Here is a 17,476-nt window from a genome sequence, read left to right as displayed (position 1 = left end):
AAAGTGCCTTCTGGACTGGTACGGACAGGACCTTCGACAAGCCCTATCCTCCCAGCACAGAGGCACTTTTCTTATCTAAACGGTCACTCCCGGCCCATCGCCCGGTGAAAGCCCGAGGCTAGGGAGTCGGGGCCTCGGAAGACGCCGGTGGGGCCATCGGTGGGGATCGTCGCGAGCAGGACCGGGACGACTGCGCCGTCGGCTGTGGTGCGGTCGCCGCGAGGGAAAGTGGCGGGGGCGTTCTGGTCTGTCGGCACAAGGCCGGGACTGGCGGCGTTGACCTTGATGCCGTCGCCGCGCAGGGCGTTGGCATAGAGCAGGGTCAGGGCGTTGAGCGCGGCCTTGGACGAGCTGTACGCGAGGAAGCCGCGTGTCGAGAGGGGACTCGCCGGGTCGCCCAGGAGCGTCAGCGAGCCGAGCCCGCTGGACATGTTGACGATCCTCGGGTTGCGGGAGCGGCGGAGCATGGGGAGACAGGCTGATGTCACGGTGACGACGCCGAAGACGTTGACCTCGTATACCTCGCGGAGGTGCGCGGCCGTGACGTCGGCGGTCCGGACACCCCACTCGGCCATGATTCCGGCGTTGTTGACCAAGACGTCCAGCCGTCCCGTCTCGGTGTCGATCTGCCTGATGGCCGCCTGGACCGATTCCGGGTCGGTCACGTCCAGTCGCACGAACCGGATGTCCAGTCCGTCGCCGCTTCGGCCGGGGTCGTCGCCAACGCCGGCCGGTTCCTCGGTCGACTCCACCGAGGTCGCTGACTCTTGCCTCAGTTCCTCGACGGCCGAGTGGCCGCGCTCCGGATCGCGAGCGCCGAGGTACACGGTGAAGTTCCGCTGGGCGAGTCGGCGGACGATCTCCCGGCCGATGCCCTTGTTGCCGCCGGTGACGAGTGCGACTTCGTTCGTTGCCATGCCTCCCAGTCCAGCGGCCGGAGCGCCGGAAGGGAAAGACCGATCGGGTGCAGTTCCCTACCCTGGCGGTATGACGGAGCCGGAAATCCGCGAACTGCGTTACTTCTGCGCCGTCGCCGAGGAGCTGAACATCACCCGCGCGGCCGAGCGGCTCGGGATGGCTCAGCCGCCGCTGTCCCGGGCCATACGTCAGTTGGAGCGCCGGCTCGGTGTCGCCCTGTTCGATCGCACCGAGCGCCGACTGGCCCTAACGCAGGCCGGCGAGATCCTGGTCAAGGAGGCGGCCGTCGTCCTGGGCGCCCTCAACTCCGCCGTACGCCGGACGCGGCGTGCGGGACTCGCCGGTCGACGACTCGTGGTCACCGCCAAGCCTGGGGTGGCCACAGAATTGCTTCACCGGATCCGCGAACGGTCTCGTGCGGACCCGGACGCACCAGAGATCCAGGTCATTGGTGAGCGGATTCGGTGAGCAGGCCGACATGGTCCGCGACGGCCGCGCGGACGTGGCGATCGCCGCCTGCTTCGACGGCCACGGCCTCGAGACCCGGCTGTTGACGACCGAACCACGCGTCGCCGCGCTCACCTCGGGACATGAGTTGGCGGGACGCGATGTCCTCAGTACCGCCGACCTCATAGCCGAGCCCGCACCCCGGTGGAGTGTTCCGGCGGTTGTCGACCGCGACCACTGGCTGGGCAGCCCGGATCGACCGGCCGACGGCCCGGTCGTCGAAGACATCGCCCAGATGCTGGAGGTCGTCGCCCTGGGCCAGGCCGTGGCGTTGGTGCCCTCCTCGCTGGCCGCGAGGAACATCCGGCCCGACGTGATCTACCGCCCGCTGTCCGACGCCGCGCCGTACCAGACCCTGGCCCTCTGGCCGGCGGGCAATCGGTCGCCCTGGATCACCTGGTTCATCCGGACCGCGGTAGAGGGCTCGCGCTAACTCCGTCCCTCCGCGCGGGCCCGGCATTCCGCGCTCAAGGCAGGAACGGAGCCGCCTCGGGCAGCGTCCTGGATGGTGAAGCCCTCTCGAGGACGCCTGGTTGGCATGGCGCCGAGTACGCTGGGCGCCAGTGCCGGGCGGCAAGCCGCAGCGCTCTCATGGACGCCGCATGACGACGCCCTCCGGCGGCTTGTTGAGGATCCTGTTCAGCCCGAGCCGGTAGCGCATCGTCTTCGACAGCTTCTCCGTGACCTCGGGACGCAGCGCCGCCGTGAAATTGAACTGTGGCCGCACGAAGGACCTCGTGTAGTAGGCGAACACCAGGGGGCGGTCCTTGTCCTCGGTGATGTTCGCGCCCGAGGTGTGCCAGAGCCGGCCCTCCATCACCACGGTCGAACCGGCCGCGGCCTCGAACGGCACCAGCCGGTCACCGAGGTCGGCCGGCAACTCGTCCCGGGTCTGGTAACGGTGGCTGCCGGGCACGTAGAGCGTGGCGCCGTTGTCGCCATAGGCGTCGTCGAGGCACCAGATGACGTTCAGCGACCACGGCTGCGTCCAGGGCCCCTCGTGGACCAGGGCCTGGTCCGAGTGCAGCGCCATCGACCCGCTTCCCGGACGGGCGATGTTCGCCGTGATGTTGCTGACGACGTAGTCCTCGCCGAGGAGACGACCGGCGATCGCATCGGCCACGGGGTGCTCGAGCAGCCGGCCGAACAGCGCGTCGAGGTCGACCAGGTTGAACACCCGGACGTTACTGGCGTTGGGGTCGAGCCCGGGCACATGAGTCGGCACGCCCCGGCGTTCGCTCTCCTCGACGGTGGCCCAGAGACGCTCGCGGGCGGCCTTGACCTCGGCTTCATCGAGCACCCCCGGCACCACGGCGAACCCGTCCGCGTCGAGGGCCGCGCTCACCGCATCGGCGTCGAGGGTCTGCGGCGTGGTCACGATCGGGTCTCCTCCCGCTCGTCGAGGCGGTGGTCACAGGCCCGTTCCGGGATGTGCCCGCGCTCCTGGCTCCCGGCCGAGTATGTCCCGACCGGCGACCCATAATCAATATCGATGTCGAAATTGCTCTCTCGTGCTCCTTCTGCGCTGTCGGGTGAGGCAAGGTCGCGACACGGTGATGGGCGTCGCGCCCGTCCGATCGTGCGGTGTCGCCGGGGCTGGCGGTCGCGCGCAGCGCCTTCTCCCGCATGTCAGGGCTCGGCTGCGAGCGTCTGGCGCGGCTTGAGCCTGACGTCGACCCGAGAGAGGGGCAGATCCCGGCCCAAGGGAGCCGAATCCACGTGGGAGGCACGTGGCGGCGGGGGCGGCCAGGATGAACGCGACCGGGGTACGCGGGGCGCCCTTCCCGCAAGGCGCCCTGTGCATCTTCGCAGACGCGACTCGGCCTGGACTGGAGGGTGGCGGCACCCGGGGGGCCACGTAGTGCGCGTCCCGTTGCGGGATCGTCAGTCGGTCCGGGTGCGGAGGCTCCGCGCCAGGGTGGGGATCATCACCGTCGCAGGGACGAGGTGGAGCACGAGGAGGGCAACGGTGGTGGCGGTGTTCGCCCCGGACAGGAAGGGCGGGATCAACGAGATCGCGGTCAGCGACACTGCCGTCCACACGAATCGCGCGGCGGGGCGCGCGCTCCAGCGGAGAAGAGCGGCGGCGATGACGACACCCACGACCGAGCAGAAGCCGGTCACTACGGCGAACCCGGGCAACGGGATCGACTCGTCACCATCGGAGACCTCGAAGTCGACGCCGACGGCCTGGGCGAGCGCAGCGGCGAGGGTGGTGGCCGCCATCGCTGCGAGCGTGGCGACGAAGCCGGTACCGGCGAGCCCGCGGAGTCGGTGGGGATAGCTGGTGTGGCCCGACGCCGGGCCTGCGACGACGCCGGTGTCATTCAGGCTGTTCATGTCATCCTCCATCATTCGGTGCATGGCGTAGGGGTGTGTTGGCCGGCATGTGGCGGTCCTGGCCCTGGGGGTGATGATGCGCACCCTCGCCGTGCGACGGCCGGGGTTGCGCAGGGCGCGGACGCCGGTGCCGCGGAGCCAGAATCCGGCGTCGCGTCCCAGGACAGGCCCGGGCTCGCCGTCGCGCAACTCCAGTTGCACCCGCCCGCGGGTGACGACGCCGAACGCGTCGTGCCACTCGGCCGCGACCACCGCGACACGCGCGCCACCGCGCAGCGCGAGCGTCCGCACCGGGACTACTCCGCGCCGTCCGCCGGCAGGCGCTCCGGCAGCCCGAGCCGCGGGAACCGGTCGTCGTGGAAGATGAAGATCTCGGTGATCGCCCCGCCGGTGACGCGCAGGACGTCGATCGTCAGCGGCAGGTACGCGCCCTCCCGCTCCTGCCAGAGGTAGAAGGCGACGGCGGGCTGCCGGTTCACGGCGGTTTGGACGGCGCGCAGGCCCGTCATGCGCGCGAAGCCGTCCTCGACCCAGTCGTTCACCACCGCGTCGCGGCCGACGTACAGGCCCGGCGTGGGCGGCATCGAGTAGCGGACGTCGTCGCGCAGCATCGAGGCGAGCGCCGGAACGTCCGTGGCCACGCTGGCGTCGGTGAAGCGGCGCACCAGCTCGCGCGTCCCGGCGTCCTGTTCGCCGCCGGTCCAGTCCTGCCGCTCGGCGGGCAGGTGCTCCCGCAGACCGGCGCGGGCCCGCTGCAGCGCGCTGTTCACGGAGTTGACCGAGTCGCCCAGGAGCTCCGCGACGTCCTTCGCCGGCCAGCCGAGCACGTCCCGCAGGATCAGCACGGCCCGCGGGCGCGGCGCGAGGTGCTGGACCGCGACCAGGTACGCCAGCTCGATCGTCTCCCGCGCGAGGGCGAGGGTCTCCGGCTCGTCCGCGTCACCCGCGGGCAGCTCGTCGAGCAGCCGGTCCGGGTAGGGCTGCAGCCAGGGCACCTCACCGCCGGTCGCGGGCTCCGGACGGCGCTTGGCGAGCAGGTCAAGGCAGGCGTTGGTGGCGATCCGGTACAGCCAGGCCCGGAACGTCGACCGCCCCTCGAAGGTCTCCCGCCGCCGCCAGGCACGCAGGAACGTCTCCTGCACGGTGTCCTCGGCATCCTCGAACGACCCGAGCATCCGGTAGCAGTGCACGTGCAGCTCCCGCCGGTGCCGCTCCGCCAGCCCCGAGAACGCCGGCTCGTCGACCTCACCCAGACCGCTCCCGCCCAGCTCCTCCAGCCGTGTGTCCGCACCCATCACGTCATCCTTCCCTCGCGTCATGTCCCGTCATAGTTATGACGGCTAGAGGCGCGACAACTCATCACTGGGGTCGGTCGGCACGGCTGAGCGTTCTCATCGACGTGGCGGAGAACGACTATCTCCACGTTCATCCCGTGCCGTCGACGATGACGTAGGCCGGCAGCCGGATCCTGGGTCATCGCCTGGTGCAGCCGTTGCGCAGGTGGCCAGGGCGAGCAGGGCCCGCCGACCGGGGTCGAGTCGACGCCAGCGGGATAACACAGCAACGAGGCTCCCGGTTGGGGCGTCTTCCGACCTTCACCACGCCACTGACCTGCACCATCAGGCGGCCGTGGGACGGCGCCCTCTGGGCCCCACGTGCTTGGTCGCGGACCTGGCCATTGGCGCCTCTATCCGCTCGGCTTGTTTCCGGTCGGTTCGTCTCGGCCCATGGACGCATAGAGCAGCACCAGCAACTCCCTGACCGGGGTGGCGACGAGCGTCTTCTCCCCCACAGTGGGAGCCTGGAACCCACGTGCCCGGCAGTACTCAAAATCAGCGCGTCAGTAGCGCCACGCCTGGCCTGGCCACACTCGAGGTCGCGGCCATCGGCGCCTTCGCCGGGCGCGCCACTCGGTCATGATCTTGGTTTAGTCGGGTGATGGGTGCCACGGGCAGCGTGAGCGGGCGCCCGACCGGCGCATGTGTGCTTGAACGCGCGGACCATTGGCAGCCACGCCAGCACGCTAGGCCTCGATCGGCCGGGTGATGACGTCGTCAGCATCCTCGTCTGCAATGGCGTTCAACATGGTCTCGTTGAAGTCGGTCAGTATCAGATCCGGCCTCTGCCATGCGGCGCGCGATCGCTTGTTCCATGGCCCTGGTTCTCGCGACGGAGCGTCTTCGCTATAGCGGGCATTCCGCAAGTTCACAGGGAAAAGTGTAGTTCACATCGAGTCGCGGAGCATGTTGATCACGGGTGCCGACAGCCGTATCGGCCGACCATTTACCAAAAGGGCAAAATGGCAAGTACCGTTTGGACGCCTAGCGGGACGTGTGGGATCCCGAAATCATTTCCGTCCGCGGTGTGTCGCGCTTTGAGCGGGGGTTTCGCCGACCAGTTTTCGCTTGCCGAGATATGGGCCGCTCATTGCCGCGCCACCGTCGGTGTTTCTCTGGTCTGGCCGGACGGCTGTCAGCCGACTCGTGCCGCCGCTGTCTCCACGGCGATCACGTCCTGTGTGAGCTCCACGGCCACCTTGGCGTTCTCCGCCGTGCTGAGCACGGAGCCCGTGGTGAAGAGACCGTTGATGATCAGTAGAATCCGGTCGGCGAGGCGTTCCGGGTCGACCGCCGCGGTGCGGCGGGTCAACTCGCAGACCTGCTCACGCACGGTGCCGAAGTGCTCCTGGGCCGCGCGGTGCACGGGGTGTCCCTCGTCCGGGAACTCCGCGTAGGTGTTGCGAATCGGACAGCCGCGGGGACCGGGCACGCTCGCGCCCACCAGCCGCACCAGTTCGACGAGCTGCTCCTCCGGCTGCCCGCCCGACTCGAGCGCGGCCGCCAGGCTCCGCTCCCAGCCCCCCTCGCACCGGTGCAGGTACTCGGTGACGAGCTCGTCCTTGCTGCCGAACTCCCGGTAGAGCAGTTGCTTGCCGCAGCCGGCCTCGTCGATGATGCGCTGCATCCCGACGGCGTGGACGCCATAACGGTCGAACAGGTCGGTCGCGGCGTCGAGAATGCGTTCGCGCACGCTGGCGGACGGTTGCCGAGGCATGTCACGATAATAGCAGACCAATCAGTCCGGCGGCGGTGGACGGCTTCCGGCCGGACGGCCGTGACGCCGGCCGGAGCGTCCCGGAAATCCCGTGGTAACCCGTAGTTTCGCCGCTTCCACATGGCACCGCGGGCGATCGCCTGCCTACCATCGATCCGAATGTCGCCCCGCGAGATCCACTAGGCGGTGGTTGACGAACTGGCGAGTGGACGGGAGTACCGGCATGGCGACAGAAGAACGGACTTTCTCCCAAGAGGATTATGACTTCGACGCGCTCTATGCGGGCCGCGCGGCGTTCGAGGGATCCGAACAGGGCGAGCAGTTCATCCCCTGGGATATCGGCGAGGCCCAGCCCGTGATCGTGGAATTGGAACGAGCCGGGGGGTTCCGGGGCAAGGTGCTCGACGCGGGCTGCGGGCTGGGCGAGAACGCGATCCTGCTCGCCGGCAATGGTCATGAGGTGACCGGGGTGGACGGCTCCCCCAGCGCGATCCAGCAGGCCGCGCGACGCGCCACGGCGCATGGCGTCCAGGTGCGGTTCGCGGTGGCCGACGCCACCGAGTTGCGCGATATCGGGACCGGTTTCGACACGGCGCTCGACAGCGGCCTGTACCACTGCCTGAACGACGAACAGCGGTCGGCGTACGCCGCCGCGCTGCACCGGGTATGCGGACCGGGCGCGGTGCTGCACCTGTTCTGCTTCGCCGAAACCCTGCCGTCGGGGACGCCGATCGCCCAGGAGGCCCTGGTCAGCGTGGCGAACCTGCACGCCAATCTGGACCGGCACTGGATAATCGAGGACATTACGGAGACCGTCTTCGCCACCGGTTTCACCCGTGAACTGCTCACCAAGATGCAGGAGACGAACGCGCTGGAGAGCAGCGACGAACTGGACCCGGACGCACTGCAGGTGGACGACCGCGGGCGGGTCCTGACGCCGATGTCCCACGTCCGCGCCCGGCGGAGGTAACCCGAGTTCCGGCGTCGTATGAAGGACAGGGTCGCGGCGGATCTCGGCTGAGTCGGCAATGCTCGTCGAAGCCCTGGTCCGCCGCCTTGCCGTAGCGTGGCGACTCCGCGGTCAGGATGGGTGACGCCTTCGCGTGGAACGGGGCGATGCCTCCGTTGCGAGCGGGGGCTTTGCTTCTTGTGTGGGCCCGGCCGGGCGGTACGGGCGACTGCGACCGCTCCCCCATCGTGAACGACCGCGTTCATGCCTTCGAGAGGGCGCCGCCCCCTGGACGACCGTCGCGCCGAGCCGTCGAGGGGCTCGGCGCGCGGCGGGTCGCGTGCCACGATGCGGACGGCCCGGCCCGTCGAAGCAGGCGGGGCGTGGAGGCGGCCCGAGGTGGGCGATCGTTCGCGGTCGCCGCCGGTCATCGTGGATGCGCCCCGATCACTTGATCACGGCGGTGGCGCGGTCGTGCCCGGTCGCGAGCGGCCCCGGTCCGGCGGAATCGGCGTCCGGGCTACCAGGGCCAGCGCCAGCCGTCGTTGTCGGGGACCACCCAGTAGTGGTCGAGTTCGACCTTCGCGAAGAACCAGCGATCGCCGATGCGGACGTACTTGTCCGAGAACTGGCCGAGGCTGCTGAACGCCAGGCTGTCCTTGTTGAATCGAATCTGCTCTTCGAAGAAGCACACGCCGGTGGCGGTGTCCTCGCCGTTGATATGGACCTGGTGCCCGTGGATGTAGTTCTTCAGGGCGATCGCCGTGGCATTGCGCATGTCCCTGATCTGCTCAAGGAGCTGGCCGTAGTAGCTCCGGACCTCTTTACTTCCGTGGGCCTGGCCGTATTCGCCGTAGTCGAGGTGCGCGTCCTCGGTGAACAGCCCGGCCAGGGTGTCCCATTCGCGGTTGTTGAGAGCGCGGTGGAACTCGGCGCGCAGGCTGGTGAGGTCGCGGACGGCCTCCAGTTCTTCGATGCGTTTCGTGAGCTGCTTCAGCGTGGTCTGGGTATCCAGTTCCTCGGACATCCTGCTACCTTTCGGATCGGGGCCGCCCCGGCGAAGGAAAGAGCACGGATTTCGCGCGCGCGTGGCGCCGGTCAATGACAGGACAACTGTCGCAAGCGGGTACCGCCGCGGCAAGGTTTGGCGACATGTTCTGTGGTCCGCCCGAAGGGACGCCCGCCGGCCCGTCCGGTCAGGTGCCGGCGGGGTGCGCGGCGGCGTTCCGGGCCTGGTAGGAGCTTTGCGGGGGCTGGTACCGCAATGTCGGACCGATCGGTCCCGAACGCCGCTTTCAGCTTGACACGTCTTCGCCGCCCAGCCGATAATGCAGTTGCGGACCGATCGGTCCGGATCGGTCACCACGGTGGCACGACCCGCCGCGACGGTCCGCCCTCTGCCATGCCTTCTCCGTTCCCGGCCGACCAGGAGTGCCGTGTGACTGCAGAAACGACAACCGCACCACCCGAATCCGAGGAGGTGTATCCGCGCCGGTGGGCCGCGCTCGTCGTGCTCCTTCTGGCCTTCATGCTGGACCTGCTGAGCGTCACCATCGTCAATGTCGGGCTGTCGGCGATCCAGCGTGATCTGGGTGCCAGCCCCACCGACCTCGAGTGGATATCCGCCGCCTACCTGCTTTCCTTCGCGGTCGCACTGATCACCGCAGCCAGACTGGGTGACCTGCGCGGCCGGAAGCTCGTTTTCCTGGTAGGAGTAGCCGCTTTCGCGGTGACCAGTCTGTGGTGCGGAATCGCGGGCAGCCCGGCCGAGCTGATCGCCGCGCGGGTGTTCCAGGGATTGGCCGCCGCCGCGATCGCCCCCCAGGTGATGAGCATTCTCTTCACGATCTTCACCGGCCGGGAGCGCGCCACGGTGTTCGGCACGTTCGGGCTGCTCTCCGGCCTGACCCAGGCCGGGGGGCTGATCCTCGGTGGCGTACTGATCACGACGGACGTCGCCGGACTGGGCTGGCGCTCGATCTTCCTGATCACCGTTCCGGTGGCGATCGTGCTGATCCCGCTCGCGATCTGGCTGGTTCCGGAGAGCAAGGTGGCGGGGGGAGCCCGCCCGAGGTGGGGGGCCACCGCCGTGCTCGTCCTCGCCCTCGTGGCGATCGTGTTCCCCCTCCTGGAGGGCCGCGTCTACGGCTGGCCCCTGTGGGGCTGGCTCCTGATCGCCGCCGGGATCCTGGCGGTGGTCGGGCTGGCGATCGTCGAGCACCGCGATCCGCGGCGGCGGGCGGGGGCCCTCCTGCCGATGGAGCTGTTCCGGAACCGCACCGGCGCCGGCGGGCTGATCGTGCTGCTGCTGTCGTTCTCGGGCTTCACCGGCTTCATGATGATCTTCCCGCTGTGGCTGCAGGACGGGCAGGGCTTCTCGGCGCTCAACGCGGGTACGGTCTCGATCGCGTTCGCCGCGGGCGGGCTCGTCATGGCCGCGTTCACCGGACGGCTCACCATCCGGTTCGGCCGGTTCATCGTGCTCACCGGGTGCCTGGTGTCCGTGGCGGGCGGGGGCATCCTGCTCCTCGCGGTGCACGGGGCGTCGGATTCGCTCAACAGCTGGTCGCTGGTCCCCGGCCTGTTCGCGCTCGGCGTCGGGATGACCCTGGTGATGCCGCCGCTGACCACGCTGTTCCTGTCCGCGGTACCGCCCGAGTACGCCGGATCGGCCTCCGGTGTCTGGACCACCGGCCAGCAGTTCGGCAGCGCGGTGGGCGTCGCCGCGTTCGGCACGGTCTTCTTCACCGTCCTGGAGAACAGCCGGGATCACCCGGAGGCGTTCACGGCCGCCACGATCGCGGTGATGGGCGCCCTGGTGGTCAGCGCGGCACTGTGCTTCACCCTCGCGCCGAACAAGGAGCCGGCGTAGTTCGCCGACGCGTTCCTCACGGCCGATGGGTGTCCCCGGGGCGATGGTCCCGGGGACACCCATCGCCTTTGGGGCGAGGGCACGGCGGCGGCCTCCCGCCCTTGGGCGGGACGTCTCCCCCGGCTCACCCCGTACCGGAACTCGACAGGGCCAGGCACTCGTCCGCGAAGGCGAGCACTCCGAGGTGGTAGTCGCGGGCGGCGTATCCGAGGCTGATGTTGTGCCCCGCGCCGGCCAGCCGTTCGGTACGGACCAGGGGCGCGGCCAGGCGGGCCGTCATGGCGGCGACGGTCTGCGGGTCGCAGCGCCACCAGCGTTCGTGCTCGGCGAAGGTGAACCGCACCGGGACCCGGACCTGGCGGGCCACTTCCGGATACCGGTCGGGCCAGTCCGGTATCTCAGCCGCCTCCCGGGGCGGGACCGGCGCGGCGAGCGGCATCGCGTGCAGGAAGGTCCCCGGTGGGTACAGGTCGAGCGGGCCCCAGTGCAGGGGCCGGGTTCGCCGGTCGTTCACGTCCCCCCGCAGAGCGGGGTCGACGGCCCAGCGGTCACTGATCCCGGAGACGTCCACGCCCAGCAGGGCGCCGGCGGTCCAGCCCGCGGCCACCGACAGCGCCAGCTTGCCGCCCAGCGAATGGCCGACGATGAAGAAGCCCGCCCCGGCCGGGTGCAGGGCGCGGTAGCCGGCGAGAGCGCGCCGGACCCGGGACGCCTGTTCGTCCAGTCCCAGCCCGTCGGGCGCCGCGGACGCCGAGACGCCGTATCCCGGCCGGTCCAGCGCGAGCGCCGCGTAACCGCGCGACGCAGCGAGGGAGAGCAGTGAGGTGGCCGGGTCGGCCTGGCCGTGGAAGTACCCCGCGCGCATGCCGGCGCCGTGCAGGGCGACGATCACGGCCGTCGGCGGGGAGTCCGGGGGGAGGGCGAGGAGCCCGGAGAGCCGGAGGCCGCCCGCGTCCATCTCCACGGTGCGCACCTGGGCGCCGGGCGGTCCGCCCCGCGTCGGCGGGGGCGAGGGAGGCCGCGTCATGGCGGCCCTAGTCGCTGATCTTGCAGATCACGGCGCCGCCGGAGACGGACGCGCCGACCTCGGCGGACAGGCCGCTGACGGTGCCGGAGCGGTGGGCGGTGATGGGCTGTTCCATCTTCATCGCCTCCAGGACGACGACGGGCTGTCCGGCCTCCACCGGCTGGCCGTCCGCCACGGCGACCTTGACGATCGTGCCCTGCATGGGCGAGACCAGATCGTCGCCGGAGAGCGCCGAACGGGATCGCTTCGCCGCCCGGGGCCTGGCCTTGGCTCCGTCGTCGCCGATGGACGCGGCGGGCTCGCCCGACAAGGCGGGCAGCGAGATCTCCACCCGCCTGCCGCCGACCTCGACGACCACGGTCTCGCGTTCGGCCGACGGCTCCCCGCCGGTGGCGAGCCGGTCCTCGTACGGCGGGATCCGGTTGTCGAACTCGGTCTCGATCCACCGGGTGTGCACGCCGAACGGGGCGCCGTCGTCGGCGGGCACGAACGTGGGATCGTCCAGCACCGCCTGGTGGAAGGGCAGCACCGTGGGCATCCCCCCGATCTGGAACTCCGCCAGCGCGCGGCGGGCCCGGTCGACGGCCTGGCGGCGGGTCGCCCCGGTCACGACCAGCTTGGCGATCATCGAGTCGAACGCCTGCGGGATGGTCTGGCCCTGCGCGCAGCCGGCGTCCAGGCGCACCCCCGGGCCGGACGGGGGCTGCCAGTGGGTGAGCGTGCCCACCTGCGGGAGGAAGTCGCGGCCCGGGTCCTCGGCGTTGATCCGGAACTCGAAGGAGTGGCCGCGCAGCTCCGGGTCGCCGTAGCCCAGGGGCTCGCCGGCGGCGATCCGGAACTGCTCGAGGACCAGGTCGATGCCCGCCACCTCCTCGGTGACCGGGTGCTCGACCTGGAGCCGGGTGTTGACCTCCAGGAACGAGATCGTGCCGTCCTGGCCCACCAGGAACTCGCACGTCCCCGCCCCCACGTACCCGGCCTCGGCCAGGATGGCCTTGGAGGAGGAGTACAGCAGCTCCACCTGCTCCTCGGTCAGGTAGGGCGCGGGGGCTTCCTCGACGAGTTTCTGGTGGCGGCGCTGCAGGGAGCAGTCGCGGGTGGAGACGACCACCACGTTGCCGTGCCTGTCGGCCAGGCACTGGGTCTCCACGTGCCGGGGACGGTCGAGGTAGCGTTCGACGAAGCACTCGCCGCGGCCGAACGAGGCGACCGCCTCGCGCACCGCCGACTCGTACAGGGCCGGCACCTCGTCCAGCGTGCGGGCGACCTTCAGCCCGCGGCCGCCGCCCCCGAACGCCGCCTTGATCGCGATCGGCAGGCCGTGCTCCTCGGCGAACGCCACCACCTCGCCGGCCGAGGCGACCGGGTCGGCGGTCCCGGCCACCAGCGGCGCGCCGACCCGCTGCGCGATATGCCGGGCCGCCACCTTGTCGCCCAGCGCGGTGATCGCCTCCGGGGGCGGCCCGATCCAGGTCAGCCCGGCCTCGGTGACGGCGGCCGCGAACTCGGCGTTCTCGGCCAGGAACCCGTAACCGGGGTGCACCGCGTCCGCGCCCGCCCGCCGGGCCACATCGATCAGCTTGTCGATGACCAGGTACGACTCGGCCGCGCTCTGCCCGCCCAGCGCGTAGGCCTCGTCGGCCAGCCGCACATGCGGCGCGTCCAGGTCCGGCTCGGCGTACACCGCCGCACTGGCCAGGCCCGCGTCGCGGCACGCACGGGCGATACGGACCGCGATCTCACCGCGGTTGGCGATCAGGACCTTGCGCACGTGGAGCTCCCCTCCCTGCGTCGGCTTATCGCCGCGACAGGATCTCTTCGGTGAGGCGGTGCAGCCGCGCCGCCGCGTCGCCGTCGTACACCCTGGGGTCCAGGGGGATCGGACGGTCCTCCCACAGGGCGGTGAGCGGTTCGGCGGGCGGGTCGTCGATGACGTCGACGAGCGGGACGATCGACTCCTCCGCGGACTTGCCCGCGCCCCGCTTCATCTGCTCGACCTGGGCCGCGGTCTCCGGGTCGAACTCGCCGGCGAGGCCGGTGCGCGTACCGCCCGGGAACTGCAGGACGTAACGGGCCCGCCGGTCACCGTGCGCGGCGGCCCAGGTGACGCCGAGGAGGTCGTTGAGCTTGCCGCCCTGGAACATCGCGTCCCAGCCGTTGTACCCCCGCTCCAGTTCGAGATCGTCCCAGTGGATCCGGCCCTCCGAGATGCCCGGCCCGGCGAGGTTGAGGACCACCCCGGGCCCGGCCTTGTGCAGCGGTTCGACGAGGCCGTGGCTCAGGAGGTACCGGCTCAGGTAGTACAGCGCGAGGTTGTGCTCGATGCCCTCGTCGGTGACCCGGCGGTAGGAGCGGAAGAACCGGGCGCACAGGACGAGGGCGTCCACGGCCGTGAATGTGTCCGCGATCTCCTTGAGAACCCGCTTGTTCTCGCTGACGAGGCTGAGATCGGCCTGGACGAAGAATACCCGCTTTCCGGCTCCCTTCTCCTCCGCCTCTTCGATGAAGCGGGCGCCCTTGACGGGGTCGGGCGCGACGACGAGGACGTTGTCCCCGCGGTCGCGGCAGTGGCGGGCCAGTGCCAGTCCGATTCCGGATGTTCCACCCGTTATAACAATGTTCTTCACCGGAATATCCCTTCGGTCGCCGAGGACCCGCGGCGGCCCCCGGTCAGCGTTCTGCAGGCAGCGCGTATATGCACTGGTCACGGCAATTCTCGCAGAGCTTTCAGGGTCGCCGCAAGAGGTTCGGACCGTTCGGTCCGTGACCTGTGGTGGAGCCGTAGGGACGCCGGACTCGGGAGCGCTTAGGGTGCAGCAATGGATTGCCGGAGCCGATCCGAATAGGGAGCCTGAGTGGTCGCGCGACAAAATCGGATCGCGCTGGTCAGCGGGGCGGGCCGGGACATTGGCGGCACGGCGGCAGGGGAGCCCCGCGGACGGACATATTACGCGGTCGTTAACCACCGGCAAAGCGACGGTGAAGCGACCCGGCGGCGGAGGACATCGGGGCCACCCGTTATTCCGCGCTCCCGACGGCGGCCGGCCCCTGTGACGCGGAGCACATTTCCGCACCGGTCGATATCGCCCACACCCCGGGGACCACCGCAAAGGCCCCGGCACCACCGCGGTGCACCACGGCGAAGCCGGCTCCCGGCGTCTCGCGGCGGGCATGCGGCGGCGTTCGCGGCACCGCGCCGGAGCGCCGTCGACGAGGAGCGGCCGCGGAGCGGGGCGGCGTCCGCGGACGGACTTCGACCCGGCGCCCGGCCGGCGATTTCCACCGGCGGACGGCACCGACGCCCCGGACCAGCGACTTCACGCAATGGCCGGCACTTCGATTGGCACCGGCACCTTCACCGGCGCCGCCGAGTGACGCAGATCACTGAATTGCATTACATGTAACATGTTCTTGCATCGCTTGACTTCACCGGTCAATTAGATAAACTACCGATCTAGTAGGAATTGCCGTGCAGGCTTCCCGAATCCAACCTCAGCCCCGGTCGGGGTCGAGGACGACGGCGTACTTGGGTCGGGAATTCCGGCTGGTCGGCGCTCACACCCCCGGCACCTCCATCTTCAGGTGTGTGGCCTGCCTCAGGTGTCGTGTGGCGTTCCCTCGCACACCGTCCGGGGGCGGAATTCCGCTACCACGTGTGAGCCTTCTCAATGATCGGACGGGCCACCCCGCCCTGGACTGTCTTGGGCCCCGTCTCCCAATGGTCGCGTCGGAATTGAGCTAGCTGATGGGGACACAAGATGATGGCCGGAAGGAAACAGGAAACCACAGAGGCGACCGTGAAAGCCCACGAAGGGTGCGGGAAACGGCAGTTCTCCGCCCCTGATCCCCACGGCGGCGCCGGGCGCGGAGGTGGCGCGGGCGGGCGCGGCGGCCCGGTGGCCGTCTACATGCCGGGCGTCGTCTTCCCGACCGACCGCCCGTTGTGCCGCGCGATGAACGAGGCGGCGCGGCGCATCGAGACCGCCACGCTCGGCCGGCAGCTGCGCGGAACCGTGGTCGAAGAGGTGGAGAGGGCGCTGAACGCGGGCGAGCCGCATGCGAGCACGGACGCGATGTGGCTCACCTTGCTCTCCCTGTACTACACCGGCGACTTCGACTCGGTGAACGCCTACTGCGCCGAGCTCTCACGGGATCACGAGTGGATGCGCACGCCCCGCCGCAGGCGGCTGCTGCTCATGCTGCGGGCGCGCGTCAGCCTGGAGACCAGGGAGATGGGACTCGCCGCGGGAATGCTCAGGTCGGCGCTCGCCCAGATGGGGGCGGGGCCGCTGCGGACCCTGGCCGTCGCCTGGCTGATCGAGTCGCTGGTCTACGTCGGCGAGTTCGACCAGGCGCACGAGGTGGTGCTCGCGCACGGGCTGACCGGCCGGCTGAGCGGCGGCCCGGCGGAGCGCGCGCACGTCCTGGCGGCCCGGGGGAACCTACGGCTGGCCACGGGGCAGTTCCAGCTCGGCGTGGACGACTACCTGGAATGCGGTCGCCTGCTGAAGTCGCTCAATGTCGCCAACCCCGCGGTGATTCCTTGGCGTTCCAGGGCGGCGATGGGGGCGCTGGCGGTGCACCGGTGCGACCTGGCGCGCGCCCTGGCCGAAGAGGAGCTCGTCGCGGCCAGGCGGTGGGGGTCCCCGCGCGCCATCGGCGTGGCGCTGCACGCCCTCGCCTTGGCGCGCCGGGACGAGTCCTCGCCCGCGATGCTGGAAGAGGCCGTCGAACTACTGGTCCTGGCCCAGGCAGGCACCGAGTCGATCCAGGCGCTCTACGACCTTGGAGCGTTGCGGATCCAGCGTGGAAACGTTCCAGGGGGGCGGACCGCACTGGCGACCGCCGCCTCGGTGGCGCGCGAGTGCGGCAGCGCGTACTGGGTGTCCCGGACCGACACGGCCATGGCCAGGTTCGGTGACGGCCACGCCACGCAGGCCCTCACCCCGCAGGAGGCGAGAGTCGCCAATCTCGCCCGCGCGGGGTACAGCAACCGCAATATCGCCGAGACGCTCTACCTGACCGTCCGCACCGTCGAGTTCCATCTGTCCAGCGTGTACCGCAAGCTCGGCATTTCCGGTCGGCGCGACCTTTCCGTGGCATTGAGCCTCACCGTGTCCTAGCCTGCCTGAGCACAGCGCGCATATTGTCCGGGCTCCATCCGCCGGCACGGCGGATGGAGCTTCCGGCTGCCCGCATTCAGGGGTCTGTGGCCCTACCGTAGATTCGCCCGGCGCCTCTTGTGAGGGGTGTAGGGGCATGTCAGAGTCAAAGCGTTGATCGGGAACTCGACGGTAAATACCTATTCCCCGGTAATAGAGGTTTCCCATGCTCCAGCAGAACACGACGAAGCGGCTCGGCTATTGGCTGCTGCACCTGCACCGGCTCTTCGACGAGGCCACCACCTCCGCGCTGGTGGACGAGAAGCTGAACCGCCGGCAGTGGCAGGTCCTGCACGCCCTCAGCATCGGCGTGGACTCCGTCGCCGGCCTGGACGGCGCGTTCGCCCCTTTCCTGGCCATCGACGGCGACACGTCCTACCGGCCCATCGTGGACGAGTTCACCGAACGCGGATGGGTCACCGACTCCGGCGGATCCCTCGCGCTCACCGAAACCGGCGCGGCGGCGCACGAACGCGCCGAAAAGCTCGTGAACGCGCACGCGGCCAAATCACTCACCGGAATCAGTGAAAGCGAATTCCTCGCCGCCAACGACGTGCTGGCACGGATCGCCCGCAACATCGAACAGGCCTGAGAACGCGCCGCACGCGCGGCGGTTTCCGCGGTAAGAACAGCCGCCACTGGAGGTT

General features: G+C 70.0%; 15 protein-coding genes. 6 read left to right on the top strand and 9 right to left on the bottom strand.

Annotated features, from left to right (window positions below; all coding sequences use genetic code 11):
* Nucleotides 1-83 precede the first annotated feature (83 nt).
* Nucleotides 84-917: an SDR family oxidoreductase gene (locus ACFPZN_RS27195; RefSeq protein WP_378285042.1), complete on the bottom strand. Its 834-nt coding sequence runs from the start codon at nt 915-917 to the stop codon at nt 84-86.
* Between the two features lie 70 nt (nt 918-987).
* Here ACFPZN_RS27195 and ACFPZN_RS27190 point away from each other — a divergent pair, with 70 nt between their 5' ends.
* Entirely contained in the window at nt 988-1,386 is a 399-nt protein-coding gene (locus tag ACFPZN_RS27190; protein ID WP_378285041.1) for a LysR family transcriptional regulator, read from the top strand.
* Nucleotides 1,370-1,858, top strand: a complete 489-nt coding sequence (locus ACFPZN_RS27185; RefSeq protein WP_378285040.1) for a LysR substrate-binding domain-containing protein — start codon at nt 1,370-1,372, stop codon at nt 1,856-1,858. The genes ACFPZN_RS27190 and ACFPZN_RS27185 overlap by 17 nt, the downstream gene beginning before the upstream one ends.
* A 156-nt stretch (nt 1,859-2,014) precedes the next feature.
* On the opposite strand, the gene ACFPZN_RS27180 is transcribed toward ACFPZN_RS27185, so the two are convergent.
* The 4 genes from ACFPZN_RS27180 to ACFPZN_RS27165 form a co-directional block, all read right to left on the bottom strand.
* A complete protein-coding gene (locus tag ACFPZN_RS27180; protein ID WP_378285039.1) occupies nt 2,015-2,803 on the bottom strand; it encodes a phytanoyl-CoA dioxygenase family protein in 789 nt (262 codons plus the stop codon).
* Between the two features lie 506 nt (nt 2,804-3,309).
* The gene (locus ACFPZN_RS27175; protein ID WP_378285037.1) at nt 3,310-4,056 is read right to left on the bottom strand and encodes a DUF6069 family protein; all 747 of its coding nucleotides are present in this window, start codon (nt 4,054-4,056) and stop codon (nt 3,310-3,312) included.
* 5 nt (nt 4,057-4,061) lie between these two features.
* Nucleotides 4,062-5,060 carry an RNA polymerase subunit sigma-70 gene (locus ACFPZN_RS27170; protein ID WP_378285036.1) on the bottom strand — a complete coding sequence of 333 codons (999 nt, stop codon included), beginning with the start codon at nt 5,058-5,060 and terminating at the stop codon, nt 4,062-4,064.
* A gap of 1,177 nt (nt 5,061-6,237) precedes the next feature.
* Complete coding sequence (locus ACFPZN_RS27165; protein WP_378285035.1) at nt 6,238-6,819, bottom strand: TetR/AcrR family transcriptional regulator; 582 nt, start codon at nt 6,817-6,819, stop codon at nt 6,238-6,240.
* Nucleotides 6,820-7,042: 223 nt separating this feature from the next.
* Between ACFPZN_RS27165 and ACFPZN_RS27160 the strand changes: the two genes are divergently transcribed.
* Nucleotides 7,043-7,789 (top strand): class I SAM-dependent methyltransferase, encoded by a 747-nt coding sequence (locus ACFPZN_RS27160; RefSeq protein WP_378285034.1) that lies wholly within the window; start codon nt 7,043-7,045, stop codon nt 7,787-7,789.
* A gap of 499 nt (nt 7,790-8,288) precedes the next feature.
* Here ACFPZN_RS27160 and ACFPZN_RS27155 read toward each other — a convergent pair whose 3' ends face one another.
* A complete protein-coding gene (locus tag ACFPZN_RS27155) occupies nt 8,289-8,795 on the bottom strand; it encodes a nuclear transport factor 2 family protein (protein ID WP_378285033.1) in 507 nt (168 codons plus the stop codon).
* 411 nt (nt 8,796-9,206) lie between these two features.
* On the opposite strand from ACFPZN_RS27155, the gene ACFPZN_RS27150 reads away from it, so the two are divergent.
* Nucleotides 9,207-10,640: an MFS transporter gene (locus ACFPZN_RS27150; RefSeq protein WP_378285032.1), complete on the top strand. Its 1,434-nt coding sequence runs from the start codon at nt 9,207-9,209 to the stop codon at nt 10,638-10,640.
* Nucleotides 10,641-10,764: 124 nt separating this feature from the next.
* Here ACFPZN_RS27150 and ACFPZN_RS27145 read toward each other — a convergent pair whose 3' ends face one another.
* The 3 genes from ACFPZN_RS27145 to ACFPZN_RS27135 are packed head-to-tail and all read right to left on the bottom strand — an operon-like array spanning nt 10,765 to nt 14,294.
* A complete protein-coding gene (locus tag ACFPZN_RS27145; RefSeq protein WP_378285031.1) occupies nt 10,765-11,667 on the bottom strand; it encodes an alpha/beta hydrolase in 903 nt (300 codons plus the stop codon).
* A gap of 7 nt (nt 11,668-11,674) precedes the next feature.
* Entirely contained in the window at nt 11,675-13,438 is a 1,764-nt protein-coding gene (locus ACFPZN_RS27140; RefSeq protein ID WP_378285030.1) for an acetyl/propionyl/methylcrotonyl-CoA carboxylase subunit alpha, read from the bottom strand.
* Nucleotides 13,439-13,463: 25 nt separating this feature from the next.
* A complete protein-coding gene (locus ACFPZN_RS27135) occupies nt 13,464-14,294 on the bottom strand; it encodes an SDR family NAD(P)-dependent oxidoreductase (protein ID WP_378285029.1) in 831 nt (276 codons plus the stop codon).
* A 1,170-nt stretch (nt 14,295-15,464) separates the two neighbouring features.
* Here ACFPZN_RS27135 and ACFPZN_RS27130 point away from each other — a divergent pair.
* Nucleotides 15,465-16,790, top strand: a complete 1,326-nt coding sequence (locus tag ACFPZN_RS27130) for a helix-turn-helix transcriptional regulator (RefSeq protein ID WP_378285028.1) — start codon at nt 15,465-15,467, stop codon at nt 16,788-16,790.
* 205 nt (nt 16,791-16,995) lie between these two features.
* Nucleotides 16,996-17,421 (top strand): MarR family transcriptional regulator, encoded by a 426-nt coding sequence (locus ACFPZN_RS27125; RefSeq protein ID WP_378285027.1) that lies wholly within the window; start codon nt 16,996-16,998, stop codon nt 17,419-17,421.
* Nucleotides 17,422-17,476: the final 55 nt, after the last annotated feature.

Source organism: Actinomadura rugatobispora (genome assembly GCF_042656285.1).
Taxonomy (GTDB): Bacteria; Actinomycetota; Actinomycetes; order Streptosporangiales; family Streptosporangiaceae; genus Spirillospora; species Spirillospora rugatobispora.
Note: the sequence above shows the minus strand (reverse complement) of the source record. Positions and strands in the feature narration are given on the sequence as shown.

Bases quoted from the DNA above. Each gene is read 5' to 3' on its own strand.
- ACFPZN_RS27195 (WP_378285042.1), bottom strand. From the start codon at position 917: ATGGCAACGAACGAAGTCGCACTCGTCACCGGCGGCAACAAGGGCATC.
- ACFPZN_RS27190 (WP_378285041.1), top strand. From the start codon at position 988: ATGACGGAGCCGGAAATCCGCGAACTGCGTTACTTCTGCGCCGTCGCC.
- ACFPZN_RS27170 (WP_378285036.1), bottom strand. From the start codon at position 5,060: ATGGGTGCGGACACACGGCTGGAGGAGCTGGGCGGGAGCGGTCTGGGT.
- ACFPZN_RS27165 (WP_378285035.1), bottom strand. From the start codon at position 6,819: ATGCCTCGGCAACCGTCCGCCAGCGTGCGCGAACGCATTCTCGACGCC.
- ACFPZN_RS27160 (WP_378285034.1), top strand. From the start codon at position 7,043: ATGGCGACAGAAGAACGGACTTTCTCCCAAGAGGATTATGACTTCGAC.
- ACFPZN_RS27155 (WP_378285033.1), bottom strand. From the start codon at position 8,795: ATGTCCGAGGAACTGGATACCCAGACCACGCTGAAGCAGCTCACGAAA.
- ACFPZN_RS27145 (WP_378285031.1), bottom strand. From the start codon at position 11,667: ATGACGCGGCCTCCCTCGCCCCCGCCGACGCGGGGCGGACCGCCCGGC.
- ACFPZN_RS27125 (WP_378285027.1), top strand. From the start codon at position 16,996: ATGCTCCAGCAGAACACGACGAAGCGGCTCGGCTATTGGCTGCTGCAC.